The organism is Streptomyces sp. NPDC054786, from assembly GCF_053611685.1.
In genome coordinates, this window is sequence record NZ_JBSHAW010000001.1 from 15,376 (window position 1) to 32,187 (window position 16,812).

A 16,812-nucleotide genomic window follows, 5' to 3' on the forward strand; every position below is an offset into this window, starting at 1 on the left:
ACCACCCGCAAGAGAGGTTCGCCGATGGGCATTCGGAGTCTGCTGCGCAACGCTTTCGGTCGCTCCAAGGCGACCCGTGAAGAAACCGGCGCGGCCCCGAGCGGCGCCGACAAGCCGGAGTCCGCAACCATCCCGGAGGCTCGCGAAGAGTCCACCCCGGCCGCCACCACCCCCGCCCCGGAGGCCGAGGTCCCGGCCGCACGGACGGCCCCCACGGAGACTCCCGACAGGGACCCGGTTCCGACGACCGCGACGCTGCCCGCACAGGGCGGCCGGGCGGACCGGGGGGACCGGGCGGCGGAGACCTCCGCGGCCCGGGAGGACAAGGCTGCGGCCGATGCCTCCGCGACGGCCGAGCCGTCCACCGCAGAGGAAGCCACCGCTGAGCCGTCGGCCGCCGAGGCGACCGTGACGGCCGGGAAGCCCGAGGCGGACGCCGCCGAGGACAAGGCCCGCGCGGACAGCGGCAACGACAAGGACGAGCCTGCGGAAGAGGCCTCCACGGCCGCCGCCCCGGCCTCCTCCGACGCCGCCTCCGACCTCGTGAGCCAGGCCTTCGACAACCCGGGCCAGGCGCCGGCGGCCGACGCCGAGCCGGCCGTTGATTCCGCGAAGCCGGCGGCCGAGCCGGAGCCGGTGGCCGAGTTGAAGGCACCTGCCGAGGCCGAGGCGACGGTCGAGCCTGCGGCAGAGGCCGCCGCAGAGCCTGCGGACCAGGCAGTTGCCGAGGCCGAGGCCGAGACGGCGGCAGAGCCGGAGGCCGCACCCGAGCCGGAAGAGAAGGTGGAGGCGAAGGCCGCAGAGCAGCCGTCGGCCGAAGCCGAGGCGAAGCCGGAACCCGCAGCCGAGCCGCAGGCCGAAGCCGAAGCGAAGCCGCAGGAGGTGGACCGGCCCGCGTCCGCGGGCTCCCTCCCCACCGCGCCCCCCGCGCTCCTCAGCCTCTACAAGTCCGCGGCCGCCACCCTGGACAAGCACGGCCTCGCCACCCAGCGCGCCGCCGTCTACCTGGTCCTCGACCGCTCCGGCTCGATGCGTAACTACTACAAGGACGGCACGGTCCAGAACCTCGCCGAGCAGGCCCTCGGCCTCTCCGCGCACTTCGACGACGACGCCACCGTCCCCGTCATCTTCTTCTCCACCGACATCGACGGCACCGCCGACATCGACCTCACCAACTACGAGGGCCGCATCGCGGAACTGCACGCCGGCCTCGGCCACATGGGCCGTACGAACTACCACTGGGCCATCAACGCCGTCGTCGAGCACTACAAGAAGTCCGGCTCCACCGCCCCGGCGTTCGTCATCTTCCAGACCGACGGCGCCCCGACCTCCAAGCCGGCCGCCGAGAAGGCGCTCTGCGAGGCGGCCGGGCTCCCCATCTTCTGGCAGTTCATCGGCTTCGGAGACCCGGACGCCAAGGGCTTCGACTTCCTCCGCAAGCTCGACGACCTGGCCGTCCCGGAGAAGCGTGCCGTCGACAACGCCGGCTTCTTCCCCGCCGGCCACGACCCGCGCAGCCTCTCCCACGACGAGCTCTACCAGCAGCTGATGGTCGAGTTCCCCGAGTGGCTCGCCGAGGCCCGCACCGCGGGCGTCATCAAGGACAACTGACCGCTCCTCCCCTTACGACACCTCACCGGCCGCGGCCGGGCCCGTCCGGCCCGACCGCGGCCGCTGTCGTGTGCACACCCCGGGAAGCCCTCGAATCCCCTCGGCCGGGAAACCGCGGGAATCCGCAGGAGCCTGCAGGGAGCCCGCAGGAACCACCCCTCACCCCCTCACGCGACAGCGGCCCCCACGAGCGGCGTGCCCCGCCCACGCCCCACCACAAGAGGCGAGCCCTCGCCCCGCTACCTAGGCTGAATGGGTGCAATGCTCCGTTTGATCCGGTTGCTCCCGTGTGGGCGGCGGGGTGGCCGGGGTGGCCGTACCAGCCAGGCAAGGCGGGTCGTGATGAGTGACGCGAGCCATGAGGGAGGCCCCGCTCCCCCTCCCCGTGCCAGTACTCCCAGTTGGGCCGCGCGGACGGAGCCCGATCCGCGCCGCTGGTGGGGGCTTGTGGTGATTGCGATTGCACAGTTGATGGTGGTGCTGGACGCGACCATCGTGAATATTGCGCTGCCGTCAGCTCAGCGGGATCTGGGGATGTCGGATGCGAACCGGCAGTGGGTGATCACCGCGTACACGCTCGCGTTCGGCGGGCTGCTGCTGCTCGGCGGGCGAATCGCCGACCTGGTGGGGCGGAAGAAGACCTTCATGATCGGGCTGGTCGGGTTCGCGGTGGCGTCGGGGCTGGGCGGTGCGGCCACGGGGTCCGGGCTGCTGTTCGGGGCGCGGGCGCTGCAGGGCGCCTTCGCGGCGCTGCTGGCGCCGTCCGCGCTGTCGTTGCTGACCACGACGTTCACCATCGGAAAGGAACGGAGCAAGGCCTTCGGGATCTACGGGGCCATTGCCGGTGGGGGCGCGGCCATCGGACTGATCGCCGGCGGGCTGCTGACCGAATACCTGGACTGGCGCTGGTGCCTGTATGTGAATATCCCGATTGCCGTGATCGCCTTCGTCGGTGCCGCCGTATTTCTGCACGACAAGCCCGAGCGCGGGCGCGTCCACCTGGACATTCCGGGTGTGGTGCTGGGCTGCGGTGGCCTGGTCGCGATCGTGTACGGGTGCAGTGAGGCCGAGCCGCGGGGATGGGGGGACGGGCTGGTCCTCGGATTGCTGGTGGGGGGCGTGGCGCTGCTGGGCGTCTTCGCGTGGTGGCAGACGAGGGCGCGGCATCCCCTGCTGCCCTTGCGCATCGTCCGTAACCGGAATCGCGGGGGCGCCTTCCTGACCATGGCGCTGGCGGTCATCGCGCTGTTCGGGATGTTCCTGTTCATGACCTATTACCTGCAGACCGTGCTCGGGTATTCACCGGTCAGGACGGGGGTGGCCTTCCTGCCGATGGTGGCGGCGATCGTCGTCGGTTCGACGCAGATATCGGCGCGGCTGCTGCATCGGATCCCGCCCCGGTTCCTGATGGTCCCGGGCGCCGTCCTCGCCTCCGTGGGGCTCTTCACGCTGACGTTCCTGACGGCCGAGCCCGCATACGTCTCGCATGTGCTGCCGGCCATGCTTCTCGTCGGTCTCGGCATGGGGCTGACCTTCATGCCGGTGCTGGCGACCGCCACGTCCGAGGTGCCGCCGCGCGACTCCGGCGTCACGTCCGCGACGGTCAACACGGCACAGCAGGTGGGCGGTTCGATCGGTACGGCGCTGCTGAACACGATCGCGACCTCGACGAGTGCGGCGTATATCGCGGATCGGCTGGCGGACGCGGCCCGCCGGAGCGCGGGCCCCGGCCTCACCCCGGCGCTGCGGGAGCAGATCGTGAAGGCCGGGGTGGTGCACGGGTTCACCGTCGCCATCGGGGTGGGGTCGGCGGTGATGCTGCTGGCCGCTCTCGTCGCCGGGCTGATGGTCACCGGCCGGGCCCCGAAGCAGGGCCGGATCCCGACGACGGACAGTGCGGAGTCGGCGGACGCGGCGGTGTGAGGGCAGCGCGGGGTCACGCCCGCAGGGGCAGGGCAGCGGTGAGGTCCGTAAGGTGCGGGGCGGGGCATCCGCGGCGTGCGGGGGCGGGGCGGTCGCCGCCGAAAAATCCGCGCGGGCACCCCCACCCCGTCCAGTACGATATTGACGTTCCGTAAAGCAAATCCTCACTCACCGTAGCGACTTGGGAGCAGCCGGCAATGGCTCGACACCTCATCACCAGCGCCCTTCCGTATATCAACGGGATCAAGCACCTGGGCAACATGGTGGGGTCCATGCTCCCGGCCGACGTATATGCGCGGTATATGCGGCAGCGCGGGCACGATGTGCTCTACATCTGTGCGACGGACGAGCACGGGACCCCGGCCGAGCTGGCGGCGAAGGACGCGGGGCAGTCGGTCGACACCTTCTGTGCGGAGCAGCACGACAAGCAGAAGGCGATCTACGAGGGCTTCGGCCTGGAATTCGACTACTTCGGGCGGAGCTCGTCGCGGGAGAACGTGGAGCTGACGCAGCACTTCGCGCGCAAGCTGCACGAGAACGGCTTCATCGAGGAGCGGGCGATCCGCCAGGTCTTCTCCGTCGCCGACGACCGCTTTCTGCCGGACCGCTACATCGTCGGTACGTGTCCGCACTGCGGCTACGACAAGGCGCGCGGCGACCAGTGCGAGAACTGCACCCGGGTGCTCGACCCGACCGATCTCATCGACGCCCGGTCGGCGATCAGCGGGAGCGGTGAGCTGGAGGTGCGGGAGACCAAGCACCTCTTCCTGCTCCAGTCGAAGCTGCAGCACGAGGTCGAGGGCTGGCTGGACGGCAACGGCAGCAAGGAGTGGCCGACGCTGGCCTCGTCCATCGCGCACAAGTGGCTGACCGAAGGCCTTCAGGACCGGGCGATCACCCGTGACCTGGACTGGGGCGTTCCGGTGCCGGCCGATGTGTGGCCGGAGCTGGCGGCCGAGGGCAAGGTCTTCTACGTATGGTTCGACGCGCCGATCGAGTACATCGGGTCGACGAAGGAGTGGGCGGACGCCGTCTCCGACGGGAGCCGCGACTGGAAGTCGTGGTGGTACGAGGCCGATGACGTCCGGTACACGGAGTTCATGGCCAAGGACAATGTGCCCTTCCACTCCGTGATGTTCCCGGCGACGCAGCTGGGCACCCGCGAGCCGTGGAAGAAGGTCGACTTCCTCAAGGCCTTCAACTGGCTCAACTACTACGGCGGGAAGTTCTCCACCTCCCAGCGGCGCGGCATCTTCACGGACGCGGCGCTGGAGCTGCTGCCCGCCGACTACTGGCGCTACTTCCTGATCGCCAACGCCCCGGAGTCGGACGACACCTCCTTCACCTGGGAGCTGTTCTCGTCGTCGGTCAACAAGGACCTGGCGGACACCCTCGGAAACTTCGTCAACCGGGTGCTGTCGTTCTCCCGGAAGCGGTTCGGCGACGAGGTGCCCGCGGGCGCCGAGGCCGGTGCCGCGGAGCAGAAGCTGGGTGCGGAGATCGCCGGGCTGCTGACGGAGTACGAGGGCCACATGGAGGCCCTGCAGTTCCGTAAGGCCGCGGCCTCGCTGCGTGCCCTGTGGAGCGCGGGCAACTCCTACCTGGAGGAGAAGGCCCCGTGGCTGGAGATCAAGACCGACAAGGACGCGGCAGCGCTGACCCTGCGTACGGCGATGAACCTGATCCATCTGTACGCGGTCGTCTCCGAGCCGTTCATCCCGGCCTCGGCCAAGGCGATGCGGGGTGCCTTCGCCCTGGAGAACGACACCGCGGTGTGGGTGACCCCGGAGGAGGCGAAGGCGCTGGCCTCGGTGCCTTCCGGGACGCCGTTCACGGTGCCGCCGGTGCTCTTCGCGAAGATCACCGAGGAGGACCTGGAGTCCTACCGCGAGCGCTTCGGCGGCGCGGAGCAGTAGGCCCGGCCCGCCCGCGGGCGTCGCTGCCGGCCGGAGCACCGGAGCGGTAAGTCCGCCCGAGCACGAGCGTGTTCGCGGCACGGACACCTGAGGACCGCCACGCGCCCGTCCAGCCCTTGCGGCCGGACGGGCGCGAGCGCGTTCGGGCGTCGGGCCGGTCCCCGGACAGGCCCCGGCTCAAGGCCGGGCTCGGTGCCGGGCCGGCGGGGACACATAGACGCTCAGCCGTCCGAAGTCCGGCACCTGCGGCAGGGCTACCCGCCGCCAGTGCCGGGCGTAGGCCGGCGGCTTGTCACCGTTGGCCAGGACGACGGCGACCGGGCGGCCCGCACCCAGCCGGGCCAGGCCCGCGGGGGTGATGCTGGCGTCGTGACCGCCGGACTGCCGGGACGCACAGCCCGCCTGATAGGCCACCCGTACCGCTTCCTCGCCGCTCACCACGCAGGGGGGACGTACGCCCGCCTGACGCAGCGACGTGGTGATCCGGTCGATACCGGCCTGGGCGCGTGCAGTGCTGCGCACCATCGTGTGCCAGACCACCAGTTGGATGACCTGGTGGCTCATCAGCGCGAGGACGAGGAGGGCCACCGCCCAGGCGTTCCGGCGCGGCAGGAGGGTCAGCCAGTACAGGAACCAGGCGGCGGGCATCATCAGCAGCGCGTAGGCGGGCAGCAGGAAGCGGGGGGCGGCGTAGTCCACCGTCAGGAGGTAGGGGGCGGCGAGGCACAGGCCGACCAGGGCCGGGAGGACGACGGGGGCCGGTCCGTACCGGTGCAGCGGGCCGCGGGGGTCGCGCAGGCGCACCAGCGGCCAGGCGGGACCGTGGCCGTGCCGCCCGCCGCCGGGCGCGGGGTCGGCCGCCGGGTCCGGTCCGAAGCTGCCGGGCCGGATGGGCGCCAGCCCGAGGGGGTGCCGGGCACCGCTGCGCGCCGCCGGCTCGTACCCGTACAGCCCGCCGCGGGGCTCGCGGGCGCGCAGCGCCGCCCACACCGCTCCGGCGACCGCCAGGGGCAGCACCAGCCACCACACCGCCGTCACCGGGTGTTCCCAGGTCAGATGGCAGGGGCGGCACAGCGTCTTGCCCTGGAGTGCCCGTGCGTGATCGTCGAAGGACAGATGCCAGCCGAGACCGCCCTGGATCTGCCCGGCCCGCTGCAGCCGTGTCAGGAGCCCGCCGTAGGACAGATACGCCTCCACGGCCCACTCGGCGCAGCCGAGGGCCAGGCCGGCCGGCACCGCCAGCAGCACGGCGGGGCGCCGCCAGGACGGGACGCACAGCGCCGCGGCGAAGAGCGGCACGGCCAGCCACACGGCGTCGGCGGGACGCATCAGCGCGGCCACGGCCATCGCGACGGCGAGTCCGGCGGCGGCACCGCGGTCGGCGCGCGGGGCCAGTTGGCGGGACGGCTGCCGTACGGCCCGCAGGAAGCAGCCGGTGGCGGCGAGCGCGGCGTAGCCGACCCACAGGTTGGGCATCGCCTGCGGACCGTAGAACAGCGTGATCCACAGACCGGCGAACAGCGCACCCCCCAAAGCCGGTACGGGGGCGGGCAGCAGGCGCCGCCAGATGCACAGGGTGATCAGGAGCGCGGCTCCGGAGAGCACCGCCAGGTAGCAGTGCAGCACGACGGCCGAGGTCGTCAGGGCGGCCATCGGTGCGAGGAGGAGCGGGATACCGCGGGCCCGCGGTGCGCTGAAGAACGCGGCCGGCGCATGCGGGTCGACCTGGCTGACGTACACCGTCTCGTCCCATCCCAGGCCGGGGGTGGCGAGGGCGAAGGCGAGGAGGCAGGCGGTGAAGACGACGGCCACGGCGGTGAGCCACCACAGGTCGCCGGCCGGGACGGGGCGCGTCGTACGGGCCGGCGGCCCCAGGGCGGACCTGGCGGAGAGGAGACTGGCTTGCTGCATGGGCACCACAGTGCGTGCCGTACCGGGGCACGGCCACATGAATGGGGCGGTCGGGGCATTCGGGCCGGGCCGGAGCCCGTCTCCGAGCGCACACCGCGGCCGTCCGCCCGACAGCACACCGGGCCGCAAACGGGCCGGGGCGGCGTTTCACGTGAAACGCCGCCCCTCAGCCCGTTCGAGGCGTTTCGCCCCTGGGTGATGCCTACTTCGCCTGCGGCTTGCGGATGGAGAGGTGCAGCTCCTTGAGACGCGCCTCCTCGACCTCGCTCGGGGCGCCCATCAGCAGGTCCTGGGCGTTGCCGTTGAGCGGGAAGGCGATGGTCTCGCGGATGTTGGGCTCATCGGCCAGCAGCATGACGATGCGGTCGACGCCCGGGGCGATGCCGCCGTGCGGCGGGGCGCCGAACTTGAAGGCGCGGAGCATGCCGCCGAACTCCGCCTCCACCGTGTCCTTGTCGTAGCCGGCGATCGCGAAGGCCTTGTACATGACCTCGGGCTCGTGGTTACGGATGGCGCCCGAGGACAGCTCGGTGCCGTTGCAGACGATGTCGTACTGCCAGGCCAGGATGTCCAGCGGGTCCTTGGTCTGCAGCGCCTCCAGGCCGCCCTGCGGCATGGAGAAGGGGTTGTGCGAGAACTCGATCTTGCCGGTGTCCTCGTCCTTCTCGAACATCGGGAAGTCGACGATCCAGCAGAAGCGGAACTCGTCCTCGACGAAGCGGCCGACGCGCTTGGCGGCCTCGACGCGGACCGCGCCCATGATCTTGGAGACCTCGTCGAACTCGCCGGCGCCGAAGAACACGGCGTGGCCGGGCTTGAGGTCCAGCGCGGCGACCAGCGACTTGACGTCGTCCTCGGTGAGGAACTTGGCGATCGGGCCGGTCAGCTCCGTCTTCTCCGCGTCGCCGCCGACCCGGACCCAGGCCAGGCCCTTTGCGCCCTGCTGGACGGCGAAGTCACCCAGCTGGTCGAAGAACTTGCGCGACTGGTCGGCGGTGTCCGGCACGGCCAGGGCGCGGACGTGCTTGTCGGCGAAGGCCTTGAAGCCGGAGCCGGCAAAGACGTCGGAGACATCGACCAGCTCCAGCTCGGCGCGCAGGTCCGGCTTGTCGGAGCCGTACTTGAGCATCGCCTCGCGGAACGGGATGCGCGGGAAGGGGGAGGTGACCGTGCGGCCGTTGCCGAACTCGGTGAACAGCTCGGTCATCAGCTTCTCGACGGGCCGGAAGACATCCTCCTGCTCGACGAAGCTCATCTCGATGTCGAGCTGGTAGAACTCGCCCGGCGAGCGGTCCGCGCGGGCGTCCTCGTCGCGGAAGCAGGGCGCGATCTGGAAGTAGCGGTCGAAGCCGGCGATCATCAGCAGCTGCTTGAACTGCTGCGGGGCCTGCGGCAGCGCATAGAACTTGCCGGGGTGCAGACGCGAGGGGACCAGGAAGTCGCGGGCGCCCTCGGGGGAGGTCGCGGACAGGATCGGGGTCGCCATCTCGTTGAAGCCGAGGGACACCATCTTGTGGCGGATGGCGGAGATGACGGCGGTGCGCAGCATGATGTTGCGGTGCATCCGCTCGCGGCGCAGGTCGAGGAAGCGGTACTCAAGGCGCTTCTCTTCGTTGACGCCGTCGTCCGCGTTGATCGTGAAGGGGATCTGGTCGGCGGCGCCGAGCACCTCGACGTCGGAGACCTCGATCTCGATCTCGCCCGTCGGCAGGTCGGGGTTGACGTTGTCGGCGCCGCGCGCGCTGACCTTGCCGTCGATCCGGACGACGGACTCCTTGGTCAGGGAGCCGAGGGCCTCGTTGGCGGGGGTGCCGGGGCGGGCGACGAGCTGAACGAGACCGTAGTGGTCACGCAGATCGATGAAGAGGATGCCGCCCAGGTCACGTCGATTGTGCAGCCAGCCGCTGAGGCGGACGTCCGTGTCGACGTCCACGGCTCGGAGCTCGCCGCAGTTATGGGACCGGTACCGGTGCATCGCTCATCCAAGTCGTCGCGAGGTCGAGGTGAGGAGTTGTCGGGAGAGGGAGAGGAAAAGGTGTACGGGCTCGGACGCCCGGTCGCTCTCCCCGCGGATCACCCGAAAGGCCACCCCAGGATTGACATAACCGCTCCAGGTTACCGTCCCGGCCCGCACGTCTTCGTTGACATATACGCATCAGCGTCGCCGGGAGCGGAGCGCGGCGTCCCGACTGGGACGATGGTCACGTCCGGCTCGCTGGTCGGGTCCCGCCAAACGCACATAAAGTGATGCAATGCGCACCGAGGATCTCCTGGCCGCCATCGCGACCGGCCTGTGGCGCTGGGACAACGCATCGGGACGGGTGACCCTCGACGCCGAAGCGGCCCGGCTGCTCGGCCTGCCCGCCGACCCGGTGGAGCTGACCGAGGCCGCGGTGCGCTCCCGTTTTCATCCCGTCGACTTCGCCGAGATCAACGGGATCGTGCAGCTCGCGGTCGCCGAGAAGACGCTCGCCGAGGCCCGGCTGCGCATCGTGGACGAGCGCGGGCGGGTGCAACGCATCGTCCGCTCCCGCTCCCGCCCCCGGGTCGTCGACGGCGGCTTCGAGCTGGTCGGAACCCTTCAGGAGGTGCCCGAGCCGCAGCCCGGGACCTCCGCCGCGCACACCCCGATAACCGGCGACTGGCGGCGTTCGCGCGAGGCGTTCCTGCTGGACGCGGGCCGGGGGCTGGCCGAGGCGCGGTCCACCGCCGAGGTGCTGCGGGTCGCGGCCGGGCTGTCCATGCCCGGGTTCATGCCGGACGGGCTGGCGGTCTTCGGCACCGAGGGCGACCGGCTGTCGGTCATCGGCCACCACGGCCACCACGGTGACGACGAGCGGCCGTTCGTCGCCATGACGCTGGAGACCGACTATCCGGCCGCCGAGGTCATCCGTACCGGCCGGGCCATCTATCTGCCCACCCCCGGGGACTACAGCCGCCGCTACCCCGGCACTTGGCCGCTGGCCGCCCGCTTCCGCCGTACGTCCTGGGCGTTCCTGCCGCTGGTCAACGCGGGCCGGACGATCGGCGCCTGGATGGCGGCGTTCGCCCAGCCGGTGGCGTTCACGCCCGACGAACGCTCGGTGCTGACCACCGTCGCCCGGATGCTGGCGCAGGCGCTGGCCAGGGCCGGTGTGCAGGAGGAGCAGCAAGAGCTGGCACTGGGGCTGCAGCGCAGCATGATGCCGACGGTGCAGCCGGACATCCCGGGGATGACGGTTGCGGCCCGCTATGTCCCGACCGGCGGCGGGCTGGAGGTCGGCGGCGACTGGTACGACATGATCCCGCTGCCGTCCGGGCGGATCGCGCTGGTCATCGGGGATGTCCAGGGGCACGACGTACGGGCCGCGGGCCTGATGGGGCAGCTGCGGATCGCGCTGCGGGCCTACGCCTCCGAAGGCCACCACCCCGATGCGGTGCTCTCCCGTGCCTCCCGGTTTCTGGCCGGGATCAACGAGACCGAACTGCGCGGCCACGGCGAGGATCAGCGCTTTGCGACCTGCCTGTACATCGAGGTCGATCCGGCAACGGGGCTGCTGGACATCGCTCGGGCCGGCCACCCCGACCCGGCGATCCGGATGAGCGACGGCACGATGCTGGTCCGGCCCACCGCGGGCGGGCTGCCGCTGGGCATCGTCCCGGACACCGACTACCCCACCACCCGGCTCGTCCTGGAGCCCGGCGAGACCATGATGGTGTGCACCGACGGACTGATCGAGACCGGCGGCCACGATCTGGAGACCGGCTGGGCGCGCCTGCGCGACATCATCGAGACGCATGAGAACGGCGAGGACGGCGAGAGCCTGGAGCGGCTCGCCGACGCCCTGGTCCAGGCGGTGCACGGGCCGTCCTCGCACCACACCACCGGACCGCTGGTGGACCGCCGTGAGGACGACATCGCCGTGCTGCTGCTGAGCCGCGAGGGCGCCGGCTGCGGGATCGGGACCGGCGGCCTGCTCGCGCCACAGCCCGTACGGCGCACCGTGCTCTCCGTCGCGCAGGCCGAGCCGGAGCGGATAGCCGAGGCGCGCCGTCAGGTCCGTGACGTGCTGCACGACTGGGCCGACCCGGACCAGGTGGACTCGGCGGTGCTGATGGTCTCCGAGATGGTCACCAACGTCCTGCTGCACACCGACGGGGACGCGCTGTTGGTCGCCGAGATCACCGGCGAGCGAGGCGCCCGGCGCATCCGCGTCGATGTCGCGGACAGCAGCGACGAGCTGCCGCACCGCCGCTGCCCCGGCGAGCTGGCGTCGTCGGGACGCGGTCTGCTGCTGCTGGAGCTGTTGGCCGGGGCGTGGGGCGTGGATCCGCGCGGGGACGGCAAGTCGACGTGGTTCGAGCTCTACGAGGACGCGGGGGACGCGGCGGGTCCGGTGTCACCGGAGTCCGGGCCCTCGGTGTAGTACACCCGCAGCTCGTGGAGCACGCCGGTGACGGCGGCGGTCAGTGGTACGGACAGCAGCATGCCGAGGATTCCGGCGACGCTGGCGCCCGCGGTGATCGCCAGCAGCACCGTCGCCGGATGCATATGGACCGTACGGCTCTGGATCATCGGCTGCAGTACATGCCCCTCCAGCACCTGCACGGCCAGGACGACGCCGAGCGCCCAGAGTGCGATCACGAAGCCACGGTCGGCCAGCGCCACGAGGATCGCCACGGTGCCGGAGATGAAGGCGCCGAGGTAGGGGATATAGGCGCCGACGAAGACCAGCGCGCCCAGCCCGAGGGCGCCCGGCACCCGAAGGATCAGCAGTCCGACGGTGATGCAGATGGCGTCGATCAGGGCGATGAAGGTGGTGCCCCGCATAAAGCCCTCGATGGACTCGAAGCCGCGGCGGGCCATCCGCTCCAACTGCGGTGCGGAGCTGCCGGGCGCCCAGTCGTTCAACGTGCGTACGGCCTTGTGGGAGTCGCGCAGGAAGAAGAAGGTCAGCAGCAGGGCCAGGACCGAGGCGGCGAGGAACTGGCCGACCGCGCTGACCCCGGTCAGCAGCCCCGAGGCCGCGGTGCCGCCGAAATTGGTGACCAGTCCCTTGGATTTGGAGGCGAGATCGTCGAGCGATGTACCGGCCGCACCGAAGTGCTGGGAGAGGTCCTTGGCGGCTTGCCTGAGCGAGGAGATGATCTGGTCACCGGAGTCGACCAGCGCGTTGACGACGATGAACCCGGCACCGCCGACCACCACCACGAGGACGGCACAGGTCAGTCCGGCCGCCAGTGAACGGTTGAGCTTCATCGCCACCAGCCGCCGGTAGAGCGGTCCGAGCAGTCCGCTGCCGAGCAGTGCCAGCAGTACAGGCGTGACCGCCGCGCTCAGTTCGACGCACAGCCACACGACGAGGGCCACCACGGCCGCGATCAGCAGCCCCATCAGACACCAGGCCGCGGCACGGCGGGCTTGGACCGGCAGCAACGGCTGTGAGGGCAGTGGCCGTTCAGGCTCGGCGCCGCTCCCTGTTCCATCCGAATCGTTTTGCACCCGGACAGTCCACCATGGCCGGAGGCCCTGGTGCGGCCCCCGAAACGGGTCAGGGGCGGCGTTTCACGTGAAACGCCGCCCCTGCTGCCGACACGACGTCAGCGCTCGTCGGCGGGGACCGTCCCGAGCCGGCCGGCCTGGAAGTCCTCGAAGGCCTGCGCCAGTTCGGCGTGGGTGTTCATCACGAACGGGCCGTAATGCATCATCGGCTCGCGGATCGGCAGCCCGCCCAGCAGCACCACCTCGAAGTTCGGACTGCGCGACTCCTGGGACTCGTCCGCCCGGATCGTGATCGAGTCACCGGAACCGAACACGACCGCCTGGCCCATACGGAACGGGCGTCCCTCCACACCGGCCGAGCCGCGTCCGGCCAGGCCGTAGGCGAGGGCGTTGAAGTCCTTGCGCCACGGGAGGGTCAGCTCGGCGCCCGGGTTCACCGACACATGCATCATCGTGATCGGCGTATGCGTGATGCCCGGACCGTTGTGGCCATCGATGTCACCGGCGATCAGCCGCAGCAGCGCGCCGCCGTCACCCGAGGTCAGCAGCTTGACCTGGCCGCCACCGATGTCCTGGTAGCGGGGGGCCATCATCTTGTCGCTCTTCGGCAGGTTCACCCACAGCTGGAGGCCGTGGAAGAGACCGCCGGACATGACGAGCGACTCCGGCGGCGCCTCGATGTGCAGCAGGCCCGAGCCGGCCGTCATCCACTGGGTGTCGCCGTCGTTGATGACGCCGCCGCCGCCGTGCGAGTCACGGTGCACGAAGGTGCCGTCGATCAGATACGTCACCGTCTCGAAGCCGCGGTGCGGGTGCCAGGGCGTGCCCTTGGGCTCTCCTGGCGCGTACTCCACCTCGCCCATCTGGTCCATCATGATGAACGGGTCGAGGTGCTTGTAATCGATGCCGGCGAACGCCCGGCGCACCGGGAAGCCCTCGCCCTCGAAACCGCTCGGAGCGGTGGCAACGGCCAGCACGGGGCGGGCGTGCGCCGCGACGGGCGCCGCCACACGCGGCAGGGTCAGCGGGTTCTCAACGGTCACAGCGGGCATGACGGCCTCCTCGGTCGTTCGCTCAACTTAGTTGAATGGTGAACAATCTGCAAGGCGTGCGGCATTCCCGCGCGTATTTCCGCAGGTCGAAGGGGGTTGATCCGGACCGGCCCAGGCCCCGGACCGAGACACACATCGGGCCGGCCCCACTCCCGGGACCGGCCCTCGACTCAGCCGCAGCGGCGGCCATCAGCCATCTGCACAGCAGTGGCGGTCAGCCATACATGCGCCGCATCGCGAAGTCGACCATCTGCTCCACGGCCTTCGCATCGAAGACCATCCGGTGATCACCCTCCATGTCGAGGACGAACCCGTAGCCGGTCGGCAGCAGGTCGAGCACCTCGGCACCGGTGATCACGAAGTACTTGGACTCCTTGCCCGCGTACCGCCGCAGCTCCTTGAGGGAGGTGAACATCGGGATCACCGGCTGCTGGGTGTTGTGCAGCGCCAGGAAGCCGGGGTTGTCACCACGCGGGCAGTAGATCTTGGACGTGGAGAAGATGCCCTGGAAGTCCTCGGCCGACGTCGAGCCGGTGGTGAAGGCGCGCACCGCATCGGCGAGGGAGGGCGGGGACGGCTCGGGATACAGCGGCTGTTCGCCGTAGCCCCCGGGGGCCGGTTGCTGCGGCGGGGGCGGCGCTCCGTACTGCTGCTGCCCGGCACCCGCGTTCTGGTCGTAGCCGTACATGCGCCACAGCGTACTGAGTCGGCGATTCGTCGGGGGACGCTCGTCACAGATGGGCGGTAGGGGTTGATTCTTATTACCGGTGGGTAGCATCATCGTAGGCACTTGCTACTTGCTGGTATTGCGTTTGAGGTCCTCCCTCCCGAACCCTTACGGAGCCGTATCCATGGGGCACTACAAGTCGAATCTCCGCGACATCGAGTTCAACCTCTTCGAGGTGCTCGGCCGTGACAGCGTGTACGGCACCGGACCGTTCGCGGAGATGGATGTCGACACCGCCAAGAGCGTGCTGTCCGAGATCGCCCGGCTGTCCGAGAACGAACTGGCCGAGTCGTTCGCCGACGCCGACCGCAACCCGCCGGTCTTCGACCCGGACACCAACACCGCTCCGGTTCCGGACACCTTCAAGAAGAGCTACCAGGCCTTCATGGACGCCGAGTGGTGGCGTCTGGGCATCCCGGAGGAGCTCGGCGGCACCACCGCGCCCCGCTCCCTGCTCTGGGGCTTCGCCGAGACCATCCTGGGCGCCAACCCGGCCGTGTGGATGTACGCGTCCGGCCCCGCCTTCGCCGGCGTCCTCCACGAGGAGGGGACCGAGGAGCAGCACCGCATAGCCCAGCTGATGGTGGACAAGCAGTGGGGCTCCACCATGGTGCTCACCGAGCCGGACGCCGGTTCGGACGTCGGCGCCGGCCGCACCAAGGCCGTGCAGCAGGCGGACGGCACCTGGCACATCGAGGGCGTCAAGCGCTTCATCACCTCCGGTGAGCACGACATGTCCGAGAACATCGTGCACTTCGTCCTCGCCCGCCCCGAGGGTGCCGGTCCGGGCACCAAGGGCCTGTCGCTCTTCATCGTGCCGAAGTACGACTTCGACTGGGAGACCGGCGAGCTGGGCGAGCGCAACGGCGCCTACGCCACGAACGTCGAGCACAAGATGGGCCTGAAGGCCTCCAACACCTGCGAGATGACCTTCGGCGCCAACCACCCGGCCAAGGGCTGGCTGCTGGGCGAGAAGCACGACGGCATCCGCCAGATGTTCAAGATCATCGAGTTCGCCCGGATGATGGTCGGCACGAAGGCCATCGCCACCCTCTCCACCGGCTACCTCAACGCGCTGGAGTACGCCAAGGAGCGCGTGCAGGGCCCGGACCTGGCGGCCTTCACCGACAAGACCGCCCCGCGCGTCGCCATCACCCACCACCCCGACGTGCGCCGCTCGCTGATGACGCAAAAGGCGTACACCGAGGGCATGCGCGCCCTGGTGCTCTACACCGCGACGGTCCAGGACGACATCCTCGTCCAGGAGGCCGCGGGCGAGGACGCGAGCGCCGCGATCCGCCTCAACGACCTGCTGCTGCCGATCGTCAAGGGCTACGGCTCGGAGAAGTCCTACGAGCAGCTGGCGCAGTCGCTGCAGACCTTCGGTGGCTCCGGGTACCTCCAGGAGTACCCGATCGAGCAGTACATCCGGGACGCCAAGATCGACACCCTCTACGAGGGCACCACCGCGATCCAGGGCCAGGACTTCTTCTTCCGGAAGATCGTCCGCGACCAGGGCCAGGCGCTCACCGCCCTCTCCGACGAGATCAAGAAGTTCCTCGCCGACAACCTCGGCGGCGAGGAGCTGGAGCAGGCCCGCGGCGAGCTGGCCAAGGCGGCCGCCGACCTGGAGGCGATCGTCGGCGCCATGCTGACCGACCTCGCGGCGACCGAGAAGGACGTCAAGTCCATCTACAAGGTCGGTCTGAACACCACCCGCGTGCTGCTGGCCTCCGGCGATGTCATCATCGGCTACCTCCTGCTCAAGGGTGCGGCCGTGGCCGCCGAGAAGCTGGCCGGCGCCTCGGCGAAGGACAAGGCCTTCTACACCGGCAAGATCGCCGCGGCGAAGTTCTTCGCGCACAACGTCCTGCCGGGTGTCAGCGTCCAGCGCGGTCTGGCCGAGTCCGTCGACCAGTCGCTGATGGAGCTCGACGAGGCCGCGTTCTAGGAGCGGGTTTCCGCAACCTGCCGCGGCGGCCGGTCTCAGAGTTCTCTCAGATTGACCGTCCAGAGTGATGGCGCCCGCCTCTCTTCCCCCGGAGAGGCGGGCTTCGTCATGTCCGGCAGGCAACGGGGCCGTACGGGCCGGTGCGCGGCCCGTACATCGCGGCATCGACCCGGAATCCCCCGCTCCAGGGGGCTTTTCGGTCCCGAATACTGAAATCCTGGCCGGAAGGGAGCGGAGTC

At 70.2% G+C, this 16,812-nt stretch carries 10 protein-coding genes; 5 read left to right on the forward strand and 5 right to left on the reverse strand.

The genetic code is table 11. The features are described from left to right. Nucleotides 1-24: 24 nt before the first annotated feature. The 3 genes from ACWGI6_RS00080 to metG all read left to right on the forward strand — a co-directional run bounded on the left by ACWGI6_RS00080 (nt 25) and on the right by metG (nt 5,450). Nucleotides 25-1,611: a VWA domain-containing protein gene (locus tag ACWGI6_RS00080; protein ID WP_453265397.1), complete on the forward strand. Its 1,587-nt coding sequence runs from the start codon at nt 25-27 to the stop codon at nt 1,609-1,611. A 447-nt stretch (nt 1,612-2,058) separates the two neighbouring features. Further along, on the forward strand, nt 2,059-3,534 hold the full coding sequence (locus ACWGI6_RS00085) for an MFS transporter (RefSeq protein ID WP_453265398.1): 1,476 nt from the start codon (nt 2,059-2,061) through the stop codon (nt 3,532-3,534). Between the two features lie 197 nt (nt 3,535-3,731). After that, the gene (metG, locus tag ACWGI6_RS00090; protein ID WP_453265399.1) at nt 3,732-5,450 is read left to right on the forward strand and encodes a methionine--tRNA ligase; all 1,719 of its coding nucleotides are present in this window, start codon (nt 3,732-3,734) and stop codon (nt 5,448-5,450) included. Nucleotides 5,451-5,627: 177 nt separating this feature from the next. Here metG and ACWGI6_RS00095 read toward each other — a convergent pair whose 3' ends face one another. Both ACWGI6_RS00095 and aspS read right to left on the reverse strand, forming a co-directional pair. Further along, nucleotides 5,628-7,361 (reverse strand): hypothetical protein, encoded by a 1,734-nt coding sequence (locus ACWGI6_RS00095; protein WP_453265400.1) that lies wholly within the window; start codon nt 7,359-7,361, stop codon nt 5,628-5,630. A gap of 202 nt (nt 7,362-7,563) precedes the next feature. After that, nucleotides 7,564-9,336, reverse strand: a complete 1,773-nt coding sequence (gene aspS / locus ACWGI6_RS00100) for an aspartate--tRNA ligase (RefSeq protein ID WP_453265401.1) — start codon at nt 9,334-9,336, stop codon at nt 7,564-7,566. Nucleotides 9,337-9,613: 277 nt separating this feature from the next. Here aspS and ACWGI6_RS00105 point away from each other — a divergent pair, with 277 nt between their 5' ends. Further along, a complete protein-coding gene (locus ACWGI6_RS00105; protein ID WP_453265402.1) occupies nt 9,614-11,767 on the forward strand; it encodes an ATP-binding SpoIIE family protein phosphatase in 2,154 nt (717 codons plus the stop codon). On the opposite strand, the gene ACWGI6_RS00110 is transcribed toward ACWGI6_RS00105, so the two are convergent. The 3 genes from ACWGI6_RS00110 to ACWGI6_RS00120 all read right to left on the reverse strand — a co-directional run bounded on the left by ACWGI6_RS00110 (nt 11,707) and on the right by ACWGI6_RS00120 (nt 14,583). Continuing rightward, a complete protein-coding gene (locus ACWGI6_RS00110) occupies nt 11,707-12,843 on the reverse strand; it encodes an AI-2E family transporter (RefSeq protein WP_453265403.1) in 1,137 nt (378 codons plus the stop codon). The genes ACWGI6_RS00105 and ACWGI6_RS00110 overlap by 61 nt on opposite strands. A 98-nt stretch (nt 12,844-12,941) precedes the next feature. After that, entirely contained in the window at nt 12,942-13,895 is a 954-nt protein-coding gene (locus tag ACWGI6_RS00115) for a pirin family protein (protein ID WP_393908447.1), read from the reverse strand. A gap of 214 nt (nt 13,896-14,109) precedes the next feature. Next, nucleotides 14,110-14,583 carry an SseB family protein gene (locus tag ACWGI6_RS00120; RefSeq protein WP_006604511.1) on the reverse strand — a complete coding sequence of 158 codons (474 nt, stop codon included), beginning with the start codon at nt 14,581-14,583 and terminating at the stop codon, nt 14,110-14,112. Between the two features lie 163 nt (nt 14,584-14,746). Here ACWGI6_RS00120 and ACWGI6_RS00125 point away from each other — a divergent pair, with 163 nt between their 5' ends. After that, nucleotides 14,747-16,573 carry an acyl-CoA dehydrogenase gene (locus tag ACWGI6_RS00125; RefSeq protein ID WP_453265404.1) on the forward strand — a complete coding sequence of 609 codons (1,827 nt, stop codon included), beginning with the start codon at nt 14,747-14,749 and terminating at the stop codon, nt 16,571-16,573. Nucleotides 16,574-16,812: the final 239 nt, after the last annotated feature.